The sequence below is a fragment of the Burkholderia sp. Ac-20345 genome, from assembly GCF_017104825.1.
GTDB lineage: Bacteria > Pseudomonadota > Gammaproteobacteria > Burkholderiales > Burkholderiaceae > Burkholderia > Burkholderia lata_B.
The window spans coordinates 1-15,687 of record NZ_JAAGPO010000078.1; the positions used below are offsets into that span (position 1 = coordinate 1).

At 67.0% G+C, this 15,687-nt stretch carries 15 protein-coding genes; 4 read left to right on the plus strand and 11 right to left on the minus strand.

The features are described from left to right. A partial coding sequence (locus G3O06_RS25750) for a hypothetical protein (RefSeq protein ID WP_205817938.1) occupies positions 1 to 191 on the plus strand: 191 nt, incomplete at its 5' end. Between the two features lie 119 nt (positions 192 to 310). On the opposite strand, the gene G3O06_RS25755 is transcribed toward G3O06_RS25750, so the two are convergent. The 7 genes from G3O06_RS25755 to phnS are packed head-to-tail and all read right to left on the minus strand — an operon-like array spanning position 311 to position 7,596. Further along, positions 311 to 862, minus strand: a complete 552-nt coding sequence (locus tag G3O06_RS25755) for a phosphonate degradation HD-domain oxygenase (RefSeq protein WP_205817912.1) — start codon at positions 860 to 862, stop codon at positions 311 to 313. Between the two features lie 4 nt (positions 863 to 866). Further along, complete coding sequence (phnY, locus tag G3O06_RS25760; RefSeq protein WP_205817913.1) at positions 867 to 2,321, minus strand: phosphonoacetaldehyde dehydrogenase; 1,455 nt, start codon at positions 2,319 to 2,321, stop codon at positions 867 to 869. Then, positions 2,318 to 3,625: a phosphonoacetate hydrolase gene (gene phnA, locus G3O06_RS25765; RefSeq protein WP_205817914.1), complete on the minus strand. Its 1,308-nt coding sequence runs from the start codon at positions 3,623 to 3,625 to the stop codon at positions 2,318 to 2,320. The genes phnY and phnA overlap by 4 nt, the downstream gene beginning before the upstream one ends. Continuing rightward, the gene (gene phnV / locus G3O06_RS25770; RefSeq protein WP_174916254.1) at positions 3,622 to 4,482 is read right to left on the minus strand and encodes a 2-aminoethylphosphonate ABC transport system, membrane component PhnV; all 861 of its coding nucleotides are present in this window, start codon (positions 4,480 to 4,482) and stop codon (positions 3,622 to 3,624) included. Before phnV ends, phnA begins: the two co-directional genes overlap by 4 nt. Further along, a complete protein-coding gene (phnU, locus tag G3O06_RS25775) occupies positions 4,472 to 5,392 on the minus strand; it encodes a 2-aminoethylphosphonate ABC transporter permease subunit (RefSeq protein ID WP_174971026.1) in 921 nt (306 codons plus the stop codon). Before phnU ends, phnV begins: the two co-directional genes overlap by 11 nt. Then, on the minus strand, positions 5,370 to 6,473 hold the full coding sequence (gene phnT, locus G3O06_RS25780) for a 2-aminoethylphosphonate ABC transport system ATP-binding subunit PhnT (protein ID WP_011353963.1): 1,104 nt from the start codon (positions 6,471 to 6,473) through the stop codon (positions 5,370 to 5,372). The genes phnU and phnT overlap by 23 nt, the downstream gene beginning before the upstream one ends. 34 nt (positions 6,474 to 6,507) lie before the next feature. Continuing rightward, positions 6,508 to 7,596 carry a 2-aminoethylphosphonate ABC transporter substrate-binding protein gene (phnS, locus tag G3O06_RS25785; protein ID WP_174916257.1) on the minus strand — a complete coding sequence of 363 codons (1,089 nt, stop codon included), beginning with the start codon at positions 7,594 to 7,596 and terminating at the stop codon, positions 6,508 to 6,510. A gap of 259 nt (positions 7,597 to 7,855) precedes the next feature. On the opposite strand from phnS, the gene G3O06_RS25790 reads away from it, so the two are divergent. Next, complete coding sequence (locus G3O06_RS25790) at positions 7,856 to 8,965, plus strand: 2-aminoethylphosphonate--pyruvate transaminase (protein ID WP_205817915.1); 1,110 nt, start codon at positions 7,856 to 7,858, stop codon at positions 8,963 to 8,965. Positions 8,966 to 9,071: 106 nt separating this feature from the next. On the opposite strand, the gene G3O06_RS25795 is transcribed toward G3O06_RS25790, so the two are convergent. Genes G3O06_RS25795 through aroQ form a run of 3 tightly spaced genes read right to left on the minus strand, consistent with a single transcriptional unit; the run spans position 9,072 to position 11,764 of the window. Next, positions 9,072 to 10,424: an MFS transporter gene (locus G3O06_RS25795; protein ID WP_205817916.1), complete on the minus strand. Its 1,353-nt coding sequence runs from the start codon at positions 10,422 to 10,424 to the stop codon at positions 9,072 to 9,074. Positions 10,425 to 10,457: 33 nt separating this feature from the next. Then, entirely contained in the window at positions 10,458 to 11,312 is an 855-nt protein-coding gene (locus tag G3O06_RS25800) for a shikimate dehydrogenase (RefSeq protein WP_205817917.1), read from the minus strand. Continuing rightward, the gene (gene aroQ, locus G3O06_RS25805) at positions 11,309 to 11,764 is read right to left on the minus strand and encodes a type II 3-dehydroquinate dehydratase (RefSeq protein ID WP_043180853.1); all 456 of its coding nucleotides are present in this window, start codon (positions 11,762 to 11,764) and stop codon (positions 11,309 to 11,311) included. The genes G3O06_RS25800 and aroQ overlap by 4 nt, the downstream gene beginning before the upstream one ends. Positions 11,765 to 12,021: 257 nt before the next feature. Between aroQ and G3O06_RS25810 the strand changes: the two genes are divergently transcribed. Together G3O06_RS25810 and G3O06_RS25815 are read left to right on the plus strand one after the other, a co-directional pair. Further along, entirely contained in the window at positions 12,022 to 13,914 is a 1,893-nt protein-coding gene (locus G3O06_RS25810) for a sugar phosphate isomerase/epimerase and 4-hydroxyphenylpyruvate domain-containing protein (protein WP_174971040.1), read from the plus strand. Positions 13,915 to 14,203: 289 nt separating this feature from the next. Next, complete coding sequence (locus tag G3O06_RS25815) at positions 14,204 to 14,467, plus strand: hypothetical protein (RefSeq protein WP_174916262.1); 264 nt, start codon at positions 14,204 to 14,206, stop codon at positions 14,465 to 14,467. Between the two features lie 78 nt (positions 14,468 to 14,545). Here the strand turns inward: G3O06_RS25815 and G3O06_RS25820 are convergent, their stop codons facing one another. Then, positions 14,546 to 15,340 (minus strand): AraC family transcriptional regulator, encoded by a 795-nt coding sequence (locus G3O06_RS25820; protein WP_205817918.1) that lies wholly within the window; start codon positions 15,338 to 15,340, stop codon positions 14,546 to 14,548. Positions 15,341 to 15,687 lie beyond the last annotated feature (347 nt).

Consider the following 15,687-nt stretch of genomic DNA (forward strand, 5'->3'; position numbering starts at 1 on the left):
CGTGTTTCTCAGCAGCGCTGCGTTTTCAGCAGCAGAGAAGCGAGATTATGAACCGTGTTTCGCAGATCGTCAACAACTTTTTTCACTACATCGTTGCGACCGCGGGGCTCAACTTCCAGGCCAGCTGCGCGCTCCAAGACTTCAGCACACCACCAGCCCTGCTTCCCTCTTCCGCGCTGCGTTTCCGTTAGCGCGAAAGAGGCGTGATTGTAGGCAGCCTCTTCGATCTGCGCAAGGGGTTTCTCAAAAAAATATAAGGCCCCGCACGCTGCCGCGTGCGGGGCCTTATATATAGAAGCAGCGGAGCCCGTCAGGCCACACGCACCTGGCGCGCGACGATCTCCATATAGTGATCGAGATCGGGCGTCACCTTGCCCTCTTCCTTCGCCGTATCGTCCCAGCGGCGCAGACGCAACGCGTCCTCCGCGAACGGGCGCTGCAGGAACGCCGCCGTCTCCTCTTCACTGAAGATACCGCCTTGCAGTGCGAGGCTGCGCACCGAGTCCGGCGACAGGCTCTCGAAGTAGCCGGCGTCGGTGCGGCACAGGCAGCGCTTCGCGTCGACGTGCAGCCGGATCGGCTCCAGCACCGCGTCGGAGAACAGCGGCCGCAGGAACGGCAGCACGTAATACTGATGCAGATCATCGATCCCGCGCGCGCTCGGCGTCTCGCCCTGACGATTCAGCAGATGCCCGAGGTCGTGCAGGAACGCCGCCGCGACCAGCGCTTCGTCCGCCCCCGCCTCTTCCGCCAGCAATCCGCTCTGCAATGCATGCTCGAGCTGCGTGACCGGCTCGCCGCTATAGGCCACATGGCCATGCTCGCGATACAGCCCGTGGATCTCTTCCACCGTCAATGCCATTCGTTCACTCCCAAGGCAGCGAAAACGTCTTCAGGTTCGTGAAGCTCTTCATCGCCTCCTGAACGCCTTCCTTGTAACCCAGCCCCGAATCCTTGATCCCGCCGAACGGCGACAGTTCGATCCGGTATCCGGGCACTTCCCATACATTCACCGTGCCGACGTTCAGTTCGTTCACGAACCGCACGACCGCCGCCGTGCTGTCCGTACACACGCCCGACGAGAGCCCGAACGCCGTCCCGTTGCTGATCCGGATCGCGTCGTCGATCGTGTCGAACGTGATCACCGGCGATACCGGGCCGAAGGTCTCCTCGCGCACGACCGTCATCGACGGGTCGACGTTGTCGAGCACGGTCGGCGAATACAGCGCGCCGCGCCGCACGTTGCCGGTCAGCAGGCGCGCGCCCTGCGCGACCGCTTCTACCACTCGCGCCTCGAACAGCCTCGCCGCTTCCTCGTCGATCACCGTGCCCATTTCGTTCGCGGGATCGAACGGATCGCCGTACTTCCATGCGCGCGTCTTCTCGACGAGCAATTCGGTGAACGCCGGCGCAATCGAGCGCTGTACCAGCATCCGCTTGACGGCCGTGCAGCGCTGGCCCGAATTCCGGTACGAGCCGAGCACCGCCAGCGACGCCGCACGTTCGAGATCGGCATCGTCGAGGACGATCAGCGGATCGTTGCCGCCCAGTTCCAGCACGATGCGGCGGTAGCCGGCCCGCGCGGCAATCGCCTTGCCGATCGCCACGCCGCCCGTAAAGGTAATCAGCGACGCATGCGGGTGCGTGACGAGTTCGTCCGCGATCTCGCGCGGATCGCCGGTCAACACCTGCAGCATCGGCTCCGGCAGACCAGCTTCGTACAACAGGTCGGCCAGGTAGAACGCCGACAGCGGCACCTTCTCCGACGGCTTCACGATCACGCGGTTGTTGGTCGCGATCGCCGGCGCGATCTTGTGCGCCACCTGGTTCATCGGATGATTGAACGGCGTGATCGCTACGATCACGCCGTCGAGCGGCTGCCGCTGCGAAAACACGCGGCGCGCCTTGCCGTGGGGCGTCAGGTCGCACGAGAAACTCTGCGCGTCGTCACGCAGTGCCTCGACCGCCGCAAACTTCAACACGTCGGCAACGCGGCCGATCTCGTAGCGGGAGTCCTGTTTCGATAACCCCGATTCGAGCGTGATCAGGTCGGACGCTTCCTCGGTGCGCTCGCGCAGCAGCGCGGCCGCACGCTCGAGGATCTGCGAACGCTCGTAACGCGTGAGCGTCGGCCGGTACGCCATCGCGTAGTCGAATGCCGCGCGCACGTCGTCGACGCTCGCCAGCGGCGCCGTCCCGACACGCGTGCCCGTGTACGGGTCCATCACGTCGAGGGTGCGTTCGCGCGTCGCGCGCGTGCCGCACCAGCGCAGCGCCTCCGCGCGAAACGCCGGGTGATCGTGTCGGGGATGAGCCATCATGTCGCGACCCGGTTCAGCACGAAATCGAACACGTCGAAGTTGCGCGGGCGGCGCGCGGGATCGATCGGCTCGATACGGCGATTGAACAGCAGCGGCACTTCCTGCTCCGACACGCCGCCATGCGAGCGCAGCGGCACCGTGAGGCCCGACAGATCGTGTTCGCGCTCGCGCGTGCCGAGCGTCATGTCGCGGCGGCCGATCACGACGAGATCGCCGATCCGGTCGGCCGGCAGCTCGAAACGTACGGCAGCTTCCGCGTTGTCGAGCACGAGCTCGACGCCGTCGAGGCCGCCGACGCGCCACATCGCCTCGGCCCGGTCGACGCCCGGCGCCAGATAGATGGTCGCAAACGAGCCGAGCGCGCCGTGGTGTACGACGTACGGATCCGTGATCGGCAGGATCACGCGCGCAGCCTGCGCGCCGTACCAGCCGTCGAATGCGTCCTGCAGATAGATAACGTTCGGCCGCCCCGTCGCGGGATCGTGCTTCGCGTTCATCCCGTGATCGGCCGTCAGCCCGATCGCCCAGCCAAGCGCGTCGAGCTGCGCGAGATAGCTGTCCATCATCGCGTAGAACGCGTTCGCGCCCGCACTGCCCGGCTCGCATTTGTGCTGCACGTAATCGGTGGTCGACAGGTACATCAGGTCGACCTGGCGCGTCTGCGCAAGCCGCACGCCGGCCGCGAACACGAATTCGGACAACGCCGCGCTGTAGACGTCCGGTGACGGCAGGCCGACCCAGTCGAGCACGTCGACGATCCCGTTTTCCGCGAGATTCGCCTGCGCGGCCTTCTCGGCCGAAAAGCAGATGCCCTTCAGTTGCCAGCCGAGCAGCCGGCGCAGCTTGTCCTTCGCCGTCACGACGGCGACCCGCGCACCGGCGCCGGACGCCGCCGCGAGCAGCGTGCCGGCCCGCAGGTAGGCCGGGTCGTTCATCATGACTTCGGCACCGCGCCCGCCGTCGGCGGCCGGATCCCAGAAATAGTTGCCGCAGATCCCGTGGACCGACGGCGGCACGCCGCAGACAATCGACAGGTTGTTCGGGTTGGTGAAGGTCGGCACGACACAATCGGCGCGCCAGGCCGTGCCTTCCGCGATCATCCGGCCGATGAACGGCGCGACACCCGCTTCCACCGCCCGTTCGAGATAGTCGTACTCGCAGCCGTCGACGCAGACGACGACGGTCGGCTCAACCGGCATCCGGTAGTGACGGCCGTTGACGTCGACGGAGCGCCCTGCGAGATCCGTCGATGTGCCGGCTGCCGACGCTGCACCGGGTTGGCGCAATGCGAACGCGGCGTTCATGATGCCACCCGCTTGCCGCGCGGCACGCGCGCGGCGATCAGCAGCAGCGCCGCGAGCGACGCGCCGAGCATCAGCAGCGACAGCGCCGATGCCGGAAGGTAATAACCGCGCTCCACCTGGCCGATCACGACGATCGGCACGGTTGCAAAGCCGGGCGGATACACCGTCAGCGTCGCGCCGAGTTCGCCGAGCGACAGCGCGAAGCCGAGTGCGAGGCTCGCTCGCAGCGCCGGCACGAGCTGCGGCAGCAGCACGCGGCGCAGCACCATCGCGGGCGGCGCTCCGAGGCTCGCCGCCGCTTCGCGCAGCACGGTCAGTTCCGGACGCAGCGCGGCGGCCGCGCAGCGATAGCAGAACGGCAGGATCAACGCGAGCTGCACGAACACGACGATCGCGGCCGAGCTCGACAGGTCGACCGGCTTCTGGTGATACGCGATCAGCACCGCGAGCCCGAGCACGACGCTCGGCACGCCGTTCGGCACCATCACGAGCGCATCGACCACCGCGCCGAGGCCGCGACGGTCGCGCCCTTCGAGCGCCAGCGCGAGCCACAGCCCGAGGATCGTGCCGACCGCCGACACGCCGAAGCCGATTTCCAGGCTCGTCAGCAGCGCGTCGTATTCCGGCGACCCGAGCCGCTCGAACCAACGCAGGCTGTAGCCGGCCGGCAAAATCGTGCCCGACCACTGCGTCGACACGCTCGACAGCGCGACGACGATGACGGGCAACACGAACAGCCAGAAGCATGCGAACGCGGCCAGCGCGAGCGCCACGCGCGACGCATGCTTGAGCACCGTGTCGCCCCAGCCGATCTGGTGGCGCGGCACGGCTTGCCCGATACGGTATTCAGCGGACATCGTTCCCTCCCGTCGCACGCCGGTTCACCCGGCGATAAACCGCATACAACGCCAGCGACAGCGCAAGCATCACGACCGCGCCGGCCGACGCGGTCGGCAGGTCGAGGTCGACGGTCGCGCTGCTGTAGATCGCAACCGGCAGCGTCACGAGGCGCGCACTGCCGAGCACCAGCAGAATCCCGAATTCGTTCAGCGTCAGCAGGAAGCACAGCACGGTGCCGGCAGCGATGCCCGGCCACGCGATCGGCAGCACGACGCGGCGGGCGAGCATCCAGCCGGACGCGCCGAGGCTGCGCGCGGCTTCGATCAGCCGCAGGTCGAGCGTCGCGAACGACGCGAGCGTCGGCCGTACGACGAACGGCGTATAGAACACGGTCTGCGCGAGGATCACGCCGCCGATGCCGAACAGGAAATCGAGCGGCGGATTCTCGAGATGGAACAGGTGCTGCAGCGCGATGCTGATCGAGCCTTGCGAGCCGTACAGGAAGATCAGCGTGAACGCGACGAGGAACGACGGGAACGCGACGTACAGCTCCAGGAAACGCGTGACGAGCGACGCGCCCGGAAACGGCTTGAAGAACAGCAGCGCGGCCAGCAGCACGCCGAGCACCGATGCGGTGCCGGCGCTCGCGAACAGCACGCCGAGTGTGGTCAGCAGCACGCTGCGCGTATCGGGGTTGCCGAAGAACGTGCGGTACGCGGCAAAACTCAGCCCGTGGTCGCCCGACACGCTCAGCAGCACGAGCCGCACCAGCGGATAGACGACGAGCGGGCCCAGCACGACGATCGCGAGCGCGGCCAGGTGCAGGTCGCCCATGCGCTTGCGGCGCCGCGCGGCGGCGGCGTGCGCGGCGGCCGACGCGAGCACGTGCGGCGGCAGGCCGGCTTCAGGGCTCGATAAGGACGACATCGTCTGCCTCGCAATGCAGGGAAACGCGCGCACCGCGCTCGGGAGCCGCACCGCGGCCGCGTTGCATCGTGACGCGCACGGGCTCGTCGGGCGCCGCATCGATCGTCACCGCGATCGACAGGTCAGCGCCCTGCCATTCCACGGACGACACCGTGCCGTGCAACCCGCCCGCGGCGGGCGGCATGAGGGTCAGGCGCTCGGGGCGCACGCAGGCAACCTTGCCGCGCACTTCATGGCGCGGATCGCCGAGCGGGAAGATCACGTGCGGCGGCAGCAGGTTCGCCGGGCCGAGATAGCGTGCGACGTAGCCGTCCTGCGGCGCGTCGTACAGCTGCTGCGGCGTGCCGAGCTGCGCGATGTGGCCGTCGCGCATCAGCAGCGCGCGGTCGGACAGCACGAGCGCGTCGTCGCGGTCGTGCGTCACGCAGACGACGGTCAGGTTCGGCAGGCGCTCATGCAGCGCCTTCAGTTCGCTGCGCACCGATGCGCGCAGGTTGGCGTCGAGCGCCGACAGCGGCTCGTCGAGCAGCAGCACGTCCGGCTCGATCACGAGCGCGCGCGCCAGCGCGACGCGCTGCTGCATCCCGCCCGACAGTTGCGCGGGCAGGTGATGGCCGGCATCGCCGAGTTGCACGAGCTTCAGCGCGTCCGCGACACGGCGCGTCACTTCCGACGACGCCATGCCGCGTGCGCGCAGCCCGAATGCGACGTTCTCGAACACCGTCAGGTGCGGGAACAGCGCGTAATTCTGGAACAGCAGACCGAGATTGCGCTTGTGCGGCGGCGCGTAGGTCAGGTCACGTCCGGCAACGGTCAGCGTGCCGGTCAGGCCATCGGCCTTCACGAACCCGGCGATGAAGCGCAGCAGCGTGGTCTTGCCGCAGCCGCTCTTGCCGAGCACGGTCAGAAATTCACCGGCACCGATCGACAGCGACAGATCTTCCAGCACCGTGCGTGCGCCGTAGCGCACGCTCAGGTGTTCGATCTGCACGCCGCCCGGCGCGCCGGACCGCAGCGTTGCTTGCGGTTCGGCGGCGCCGAATGCGCCGGGATGGGTCAGGGTGGTTTCCACCGGGTTCATCCTCTTGCTCACAAATACAGGCGGCGTGCGCCGATCACTTCGGCTTGACGACGTCGAGCTGCTTGCCCGAGCTGCCGATCACGTCCTTCTTCCAGCGCTCGATCCACACCGGCTTCTTCGCCATCACCTGGGTCCAGTCGACCGGGATCAGCTTCACGCCCGCGATCGCCTTCTTGACCGCTTCGCCGTTCTTGCCGGCCAGCGGCACGTCCGTGCGGCCCGGGATCCCGTACATGTCCGGCACCTTCGACTGCACTTCCGTCGACATCAGGTAATCGATCAGCTTCTTGCCGGCGTCCTGGTTCGGGCCGCTCTTGATCAGGCCGATGCCGTACGGGAGCTGGAACGTGGTCGGCTGGTCGCCTTCCTTCGCGGACAGGAAGATCGGCTTGACGGACAGCGCGCCGTGTTCGGCATCGTCGAGGTCCATCTGCAGGTCGCCGTTCGCGACGCTGATTTCGTTACGCGACAGCAGCACGTTCAGGTAGCCCGTGCCCTTCGTGTGGAACTTCACGCTCTTCGACAGTTGCGCGAGGTAGTCGAACGCCTTGTCTTCCCCCATCAGCGACGTCGTCAGGATCAGCACGGCCATCCCGTCACCGGCGGTGGCCGGGTTCGAGTACGCGACCTTGCCCGCGTAGGCCGGCGACAGCAGGTCGGCGAACGTCTTCGGCTGGTTCTTCACGACATCCGGGTTGATCGCGAACGAGAAGTAGTTGTTCACGAACGTCGCCCACGTGCCGTCTTCAGCCTTCGCGATGGCCGGCACGTTCTTGTAGTTCACGCTCTGGTACGCCTGCAGCAGGCCCATCTGGCCGGCTTGCTGGATGAACGGCGGCAGCGTGACGATCACGTCGGCCTTCGGGGAATTCTTTTCGATGTTCGCGCGGTTGACGACTTCACCGCTACCTGCCGTCACGATGTTGACCTTGACGCCTTCCTTCTTCTCGAAGGCCGGCAGCACATCGCGATAGAGGTTCTCGAGACCGTCTGCCGTATACAGCACGACTGCGCTCGCCGCATGTGCGGGCAGCGCGGCGCCCATCAGACCGGCGACGCTGGCGGCCAGCGCAAGCTTGCGGAACGCGCCGGCAGCGGCGCGCGAGGGTTTCTGCAGTGTCATCTGACTTCTCCGTAGGCGGAACACCAAATGGCCGGGGCACGATCCGGCTCTCCTGTTATCTCTGGGCAGGGCCGCTCGACGGCCTGCCTCGCCGCCGCGCTGAGGTTAGGTTTCGCGCGGCAAGCGAAGGATCACAGCGTTCGATGACAAACCCGTGACGAATGCGGCGATTTCCAAAAAATGACACATTTTGCCAATATCATGCAAGTCATTCAGAAATGCCGCACGGCGTTTCTTCCGACCTTTGCAGGGGAAAACCATGTCCGATCCGATTCTTCTTACGCCCGGCCCGCTCACCACGTCCGCCACAACCCGCCACGCAATGCAACATGACTGGGGCTCGTGGGACACCGCTTTCAATCAACTGACGGCCAGCGTCTGCGCGGATCTCGTCGCGATCGCGCACGGCGGCGACGAGTACGTGTGCGTACCGATGCAGGGCAGCGGCACGTTCTCGGTCGAAGCCGCGCTCGGCACGCTGGTGCCGCGCGACGGCGTCGTGCTGGTGCCGGACAACGGCGCGTACTGCGCGCGCATCCTGAAGATCCTCGGCCGGCTCGGCATTGAAGCGATCGCGTTGCCGTTCGGCGAGGACGCGGCCGTCGATCCGGCCGCGATCGAAGCCGCGTTCGCGCGCGAGCCGCGCATCACGCACGTCGCGCAGGTGCACCTGGAGACGAGCGCCGGCATCCTGAACCCGCTCGACGACATCGCCGCCGTGTGCCGGCGCCACGGCAAGCGGCTGATCGTCGATGCGATGAGTTCGTTCGGCGCGCTGCCGATCGCGCTGGCGGGCAGCGGCATCGATGCGCTGATCTCGGCAAGCGGCAAATGCCTCGAAGGCGTGCCGGGGATGGGGTTCGCGATCGTGCGGCGCGACGTGCTCGACGCGAGCGAAGGCAACTCGCCGTCGCTCGCGCTGGATCTCCACGACCAGTATGCGTACCTGCGCAAGACGGGCCAGTGGCGCTTCACGCCGCCGACGCACGTGATCGCCGCGCTGCGCGCCGCACTCGATCAGTACCTCGCCGAAGGCTGCCAGCCGGCGCGAGGCGCGCGCTATGTGGACAACTGCCGGACGCTGGTCGAGTCGATGCACGCGCTCGGCTTCACGCCGTTCCTCGATGCGAGCGTGCAGGCGCCCGTGATCGTCACGTTCCACGCGCCCGACCACCCGGCCTACGATTTCCGCCGCTTCTACGACGCGGTGCGCGACGCGGGCTTCATCCTGTATCCGGGCAAGCTCACGCAGCTCGAGACGTTCCGCGTCGGCTGCATCGGCGCAATCGACTCGAACGATATCCGCCGCGCGGTCGCCGCGATCGCGCGGGCGGTCGAATCGCTCGGCATCGCCGTGCAGCGCGCATAAGCGCGGTACTACGCCAGCCGGCAGACCCGCCGGCGCGCGCAAAGAAAAAAGCCCGGCGGCCTTGCGGCTGCCGGGCTAACGCACAGGATCTGCGTGGAACAGGTGCTTACAGCTCGATCCGCTTGATGTCGCCGACGACGAAGATGTACGACGCCGCACCGATCAGCGCGATCACGCCGATGAACACGAGCGCACCGACGAACGACCCGGTCGACGCGACGATGAAGCCGACCACGAGCGGCGTGACGATCCCGGCGAGGTTCGCAGCGAAGTTGAAGATGCCGCCCGTGACGCCGAGCAGGCCGTCCGGCGCGATGTCCGACACGAGCGTCCAGCCGAGGGCGGCCATCCCCTGCGCGAAGAATGCGACCGACATGATCGCGATCACGGCCTCGTTGCTCTGCACGTAGTTCGCGAGAATGATCGTCGATGCGAGCAGCAGGCCCGCGATGATCGGCAGCTTGCGCGCGAGGTTCGCGGACTTGCCGCGACGCAGCAGCCAGTCGGAGAAAATCCCGCCGAACATCACGCCGACCGACGCGGCGATGAACGGCATCACCGCGAAGAAGCCGATCTTCAGCCAGCCCATGTGGCGCTCGGTGGCGAGATAGGTCGGGAACCAGGTCAGGAAGAACACGAGCGTCGAGTTGCCGGCGAACTGGCCGAGGCAGATGCCCGCGAGCTGGCGCTTCTTCAGCAGCTTGCCGGCCATCGCCCAGCTGAACGACTTCTGCTCGCCCTTGGCGCCCTTGCCAGCTTTGTCACCGTCCTTGCGCACGCCGTGCACCAGGCCGCCGCCCGCCTCGATATAGGCCAGCTCCTCCGAATTCGCGCCCGGATGATTGCGCGGCTCGTAATAGAACTTCCACCAGACCAGGCCGAACACGATACCGACCGCACCGACGACCCAGAACAGCGAGCGCCAGCCAAACGCCCCCATCAGCGCGAACAGCACCGGGCTGAAGAACGCGAGGCCGATGTACTCGCCGACGGTGTAGGTACCCGTCGCCATCGCACGTTCGTTCTGCGGGAACCACGTCGCCACGACGCGGCTGTTGGTCGGGAAGCACGGTGCCTCCGCGACGCCGAGGCCGAGACGGCAGGCGAGCAGCGTCGCGACGCCGGGCACGAAGCCCTGCAGGAACGTGCACAGCGACCACAGCGTCATCGACCAGTAATAGGTGACCTTGCTGCCGAAACGGTCGAGAAAGAGGCCGCCCGGCACCTGCGCGGCCACGTACGTCCACGAAAACGCGGAAAACATGATGCCCATCACGGCCGCGTTGATGCCGAGCTCCTTGGTGAGCTGCGGCGCAGCCACCCCCAGCACGGTACGGTCGAGATAGTTGATCATCGTGCCGATCGCGAGCAGCGCGAGAATCTTGTAGCGCGCCGAAGTGCGCCGGACGGTGCCGGACGCCTGCGCCGGCGCGGCGCTCGTATGGGTGGTGTGCTGCATGGTTGTCTCCTGGTCTCTCTTTCTGGAAGGGGGTCAGCGCCCGACGAGCGACTGAAAGTGATCGAACATCCGCTCGTCGTCGGGCGTGCGTCCGGTGAAGATCTCGAACGCGTCGACGGCCTGGTAGACGGCCATCCCGCCACCCGGCAACGTGGCGCAGCCGGCCGCGCGCGCCGCGTGGATCAGTTCGGTTTCGAGCGGGAAGTACACGATGTCGGCCACCCACATCCCCGCGTGGAGCAGTTCGGCCGGCAGCGGCAGGCCCGGATGCTTGGCCATGCCGGTCGGCGTCGCGTGGATCAGGCCCGTCGCGGCGCGCATCGCATCCGCGAGATCGCCGCCCTGCACGACACGTGCCGCGGGAAAGCGCTGCTGCAGTTCGGCCGCGAGCGCGGCGGCGCGCGTGCCGTCGACATCGAAAATCGTCAGTTCGGCCGCGCCCATCTGCAGCGCCGCGTGCGCAACGGCCGCACCCGCGCCGCCCGCGCCGAGTTGGACGACGCGCTCAAGCGACGCGTCGGGCAACCCGCGGCGGAACGATTTCGCGAAACCCGACCAGTCGGTGTTGTGGCCGATCCGCTTGCCGTCCTTGAACAGCACGGTGTTCACCGCGCCGAGCGCACGGGCATCGTCCGACAACTCGTCGAGGTGCTCGATCACGCGCTGCTTGCACGGGTGCGTGATGTTCAGGCCGTTGTAGCCCATCCGCTGCGCGGTATCGAGCAGTTGCGGCAGTGCGTCGACGGTCACGCCGAGCGCATCGAGATCGATGCGCCGGTAGACATAGCCGAACCCCTGGCGGAATCCTTCTTCCTCATGCATCGCGGGCGACAGCGAGCCGCCGATGCCCTGGCCGATCAGGCCGATCAGAAACGACGGGCGGCTCATCGTGCGGCTCCCTGCGCGAACAGCGTCGCCAGACGCTGCAGCGCGAACACGTAGCCTTCGGTGCCGCAGCCGCAAATCACGGCTTCGGCGACCGCCGACACATAGGAATGATGACGGAACGCTTCGCGGCGATGCACGTTCGAGATGTGCACTTCGATCACCGGCTTCGCGATCGCGGAAAGCGCGTCGGCGAGGGCCACCGACGTATGCGTATAGGCCGCCGGGTTGATCACGATGCCGTGCGTGTCGTGACGCGCGGCATGCAGCCAGTCGATCAGCTGGTGCTCGGCGTTCGACTGGCGGAAGTCGATTTCCAGCCCGAGCCCCTCGGCCGCGGTGCGGCAGCGCTGCTCGACGTCGGCGAGCGTTTCCGCGCCGTAGATATGGGGCTCGCGCGTCCCCAGCAGATTCAGGTTCGGGCCGTTCAGCACCAGCACCTTGTGCTTGCTCATGGTGATTCTGCTCCTAAAACAGGGGCGGACCGTGACCGGCATCGCCCCGAAAACATCGGAATTTGGCGCTAGTGTGCGCCCACGAATGCGGACTGTCTTTTCGGGTTTTCGCTAATTTGTACCACCTAGTTAGTTTGTATAATACGTATCACTAGCCCAGTAAATTCGGGATATGGCGTTCGCCAGGAATTCAACGACTGGTTCATTCAGGGCCGGTTCGACCGGCGCCATACCCCGCTCATCCGCAGGATTCGCCCATGCAGCGCTCGATCGCCACCGTGTCACTGTCCGGCACGCTCGCCGAGAAACTCGCCGCCATCCAGGCCGCAGGCTTCGACGGCGTCGAAATCTTCGAAAACGACCTCGTCTACTTCGACGGATCGCCGGCCGACGTCCGGCGCATGGCCGCCGATCTCGGCCTCGACATCGTGCTGTTCCAGCCGTTTCGCGACTTCGAGGGCGTAAGCGCGGCCCAGCTCGCCCGCAACCTCGACCGGATCAAGCGCAAGTTCGACGTGATGCATGCGCTCGGCACCGACCGCATCCTGGTGTGCAGCAACGTGTCGGCCGACACGATCGCGGACGACGGGCTGCTCGTCGACCAGCTCGGCGCGCTCGCCGAAGCCGCGCGGCAGGCCGGCGTGGTCGCCGCGTACGAAGCGCTCGCGTGGGGCCGCGTCGTGAAGCGCTACGGCCATGCGTGGAAACTGGTGAATGCCGTGAACAGCCCGCACCTCGGCCTGGCGCTCGACAGCTTCCACACGCTGTCGCTCGACGATTCGCCGGACGCGATCGCCGATATCCCCGGCGACCGGATCGCGTTCGTGCAGATCGCCGATGCGCCGAAGCTCGCGATGGACGTGCTCGAATGGAGCCGTCATTACCGTTCGTTCCCGGGCCAGGGCGACTTCGACCTCGCGCGCTTCACCGCGCGCGTGATCGAGTCCGGCTATACGGGGCCGCTGTCGCTCGAGATCTTCAACGACGGCTTCCGCGCGGCGCCGACCGCGATCACGGCCGCCGACGGCCATCGCTCGCTGCTCTATCTGGAGGAGCTGACGCGCGACCGGCTCGCGCAGGACGGCCGTGCGCCGGCCGCCAGCCAGCCGCTGTTCGCACCGCCGGCGCCGCCCGCGCACGTCGGGTTCCAGTTCATCGAATTCGCGGTCGACGCGCAGGCGGCGGCGACCGTGGGCGAATGGCTCGGGCGGATGCGCTTCCGGCTCGCGGGCCGGCATCGGTCGAAAGACGTGACGCTGTTCCAGCACGGCGCCGCGTCGATCGTGCTGAACGCGGAGCGCGACTCGTTCGCCGATGCGTTCTTCCAGCAGCACGGACTGTCGCTGTGTGCATCAGCATTCCGCGTCGACGACGCGAAAGTGGCGTTCGAGCGCGCGGCGGGCTTCGGCTATGCGCCGTTCTCCGGCCGCGTCGGGCCGAACGAGCGCGTGCTGCCGAGCGTGCAGGCGCCGGACGGCAGCCTCGAGTACTTCGTCGACGAAGCACCGAACGCGCCGACGCTGTACGAGTCGGACTTCGTGCTGACCGACATCGACGGCCCGAGCGAAGTTGGCCCGCTCACCGGTATCGACCACGTGTGCCTCGCGCTGCCGGCCGACGCGCTCGATACGTGGATCCTGTTCTTCAAGACGGCGTTCGGCTTCGAGGCCGAGCGCAGCTGGCTCGTGCCCGACCCGTACGGGCTGATGCGCAGCCGCGCGGTGCGCAGCGCCGACGGCTCGGTGCGGATCGCGCTGAACGCGTCGGTCGACCGGCACACGGCGGTCGCCGAATCACTCGATCGCTACCACGGCACGGGGCTGAACCACGTCGCGTTCCGCACGGACGACATCGTGAAGACGATCGCCGCGTTCGCTGCCGACGGCATTCCGTTCCTGCGCATTCCGCCGAACTACTACGACGATCTCGCCGCACGCTACGCGCTGCCGGACGAGCTGATCGACACGCTGAGCACGCATCACCTGCTGTACGACCGCGACGAGAACGGCGGCGAATTCCTGCATGCGTATACAGAACTGGTCGACAACCGCTTCTCGCTCGAGATCGTCGAGCGGCGCGGCGGATACGACGGCTACGGCGCGACCAATGCGGCCGTGCGGCTTGCCGCACAGGCGCAGCGGAGGAAATAAGGGAAGGAAGCTGACAGGAATTAAAGGGGCGAATCACATGCGCCGGCCCGCGGCTGATCCAAAGGGCCACATCCCACGCGCACCATCGTGGTGAATCGCGCGGCCGCGCACCCGCCCGCGCGGCTCGCCGCGATCGGGCCGGAAACCGCATTCCGTATGGCGTTACATCCGGTAACCCGTACCGCAGCGCAGCATTCCGTCGCCCGGCGTGGTTTTAAGAATCGCTTAAGTCTTCGACGGCACCATCCGCAACCAGTACCCGATGGTTATCTCGAAAAGGAGGAAAGCGATGAGCGCCGTAGAAGCACCCGCGGGCCGCCAGGCCGCGCCCCCTGCAAAGAAGACGATGCTGCGCCGCCTGCTCAGTCATCATGAAATCGCGACGCTGCTCGTGCTGCTGCATGCACCGATCGGCGCGAACGCCAAACCCGAACTGCCTGCGCTGCAGGAGGCCGGTCTCGTCGAGATGGTCAAGCTCGACACCGAAACGGCACCCAGCTTCCGGCTGACCGAAGACGGCACCGCCGTCCTGAAAGGGCTCGGCTACCGCTGAGCCGCCGCTTTCATCCCTTTCCCGTTTTCCCGCAGCACCCCGATCCCAGCGACTCGCCGGCCCTTTCGGCGTGTCGCGTCACCCTCCCCGCTCCTGCAGCATCAACCGGTATTCCGTCGGCGTCACGCCGACCGTCGCCTTGAACTGGCGCGTGAACGCGCTGTGATCCGTATAGCCGCATAGCGCCGCGACGTCGGTCACCTTGTCGTGCGTGACGAGCAGCGCGGTGGCCGCATCGAGCCGCGTTTTCAGCAGCACCTGGCGCGGCGTCAGGTGGAACACCTTGTGGAAGTAGCGTTCGAGCTGCGCGACCGACATCCCGGCCATTTGCGCGAGCTGCTTCAGGTTCAGCGGCTGCACGAAGTGATCCTGGATGTGCTGGACCACGTCGGCGAGCCGGCTGTACGCCGGGTGCGATCCCTCGTGCGCCTTCAGGTCGCGCGAGATGCCCGCGAGGCCGACCACCCTGCCCGCGGCGTCGCGCAGCGGCTCCTTGCAGGTCAGGCACCAGCCCGGCTGGCGGCCCGGATACAGGTGCAGCTCGAGCTGGTCCATCAGTTGCTGGCCGGCGTTGATCGTCGCCATGTCCTGCTCGAAATAGCTGCGGCCGAAGCGGCGCGGAAACACTTCGTCGGCCGTCTTGCCGAGCAGGTCGCGCTTGTCCTTGTAGCCGCAGCGCATCGCCAGCGTGCGATTGACGATCGCGTAGCGGCCGCTCGCATCCTTCACGAAGAACGCGACATCCGGCAGCGCATCGAACACCGGTTCGAGCAGGCGGAAGTGCACAAGCATCGCGCCGAGATCGGCGTTGTCGGGCTGGTAGCGCAACGTATCGGACAGGCTCATGGGCGGTACGGCAAGCAAGGTCGTCATCCCGGCAACCGCAATGCGAGTGGCAGATGGCGTCGATTATAGAAGCGCCCCTTCGATCGCGTCGCGCCGATCGCAAAGGCGGGCAAGTTGGTGGCGGCCGTCGCATCGCGCCGCCGATCGGCCGGCATCGACACGCGACATGCGACATACGTTGCGTGCGCAACCACTGCGCCGAGCGTGCGGCGGCCGGGCGCGAATCGGCTTGCGTCAACGCCGCAGCCGCGCATGCGCCGATGCCGACATGCCGTGAGCGCACGGGCTCGGCGGCGCACCCGCACTGCGCGCCCGAACTCGCCAGCATAAAAATGCGAACGTGCAGCGTCTTGGCGCGTTTGCGCATTCGGCAT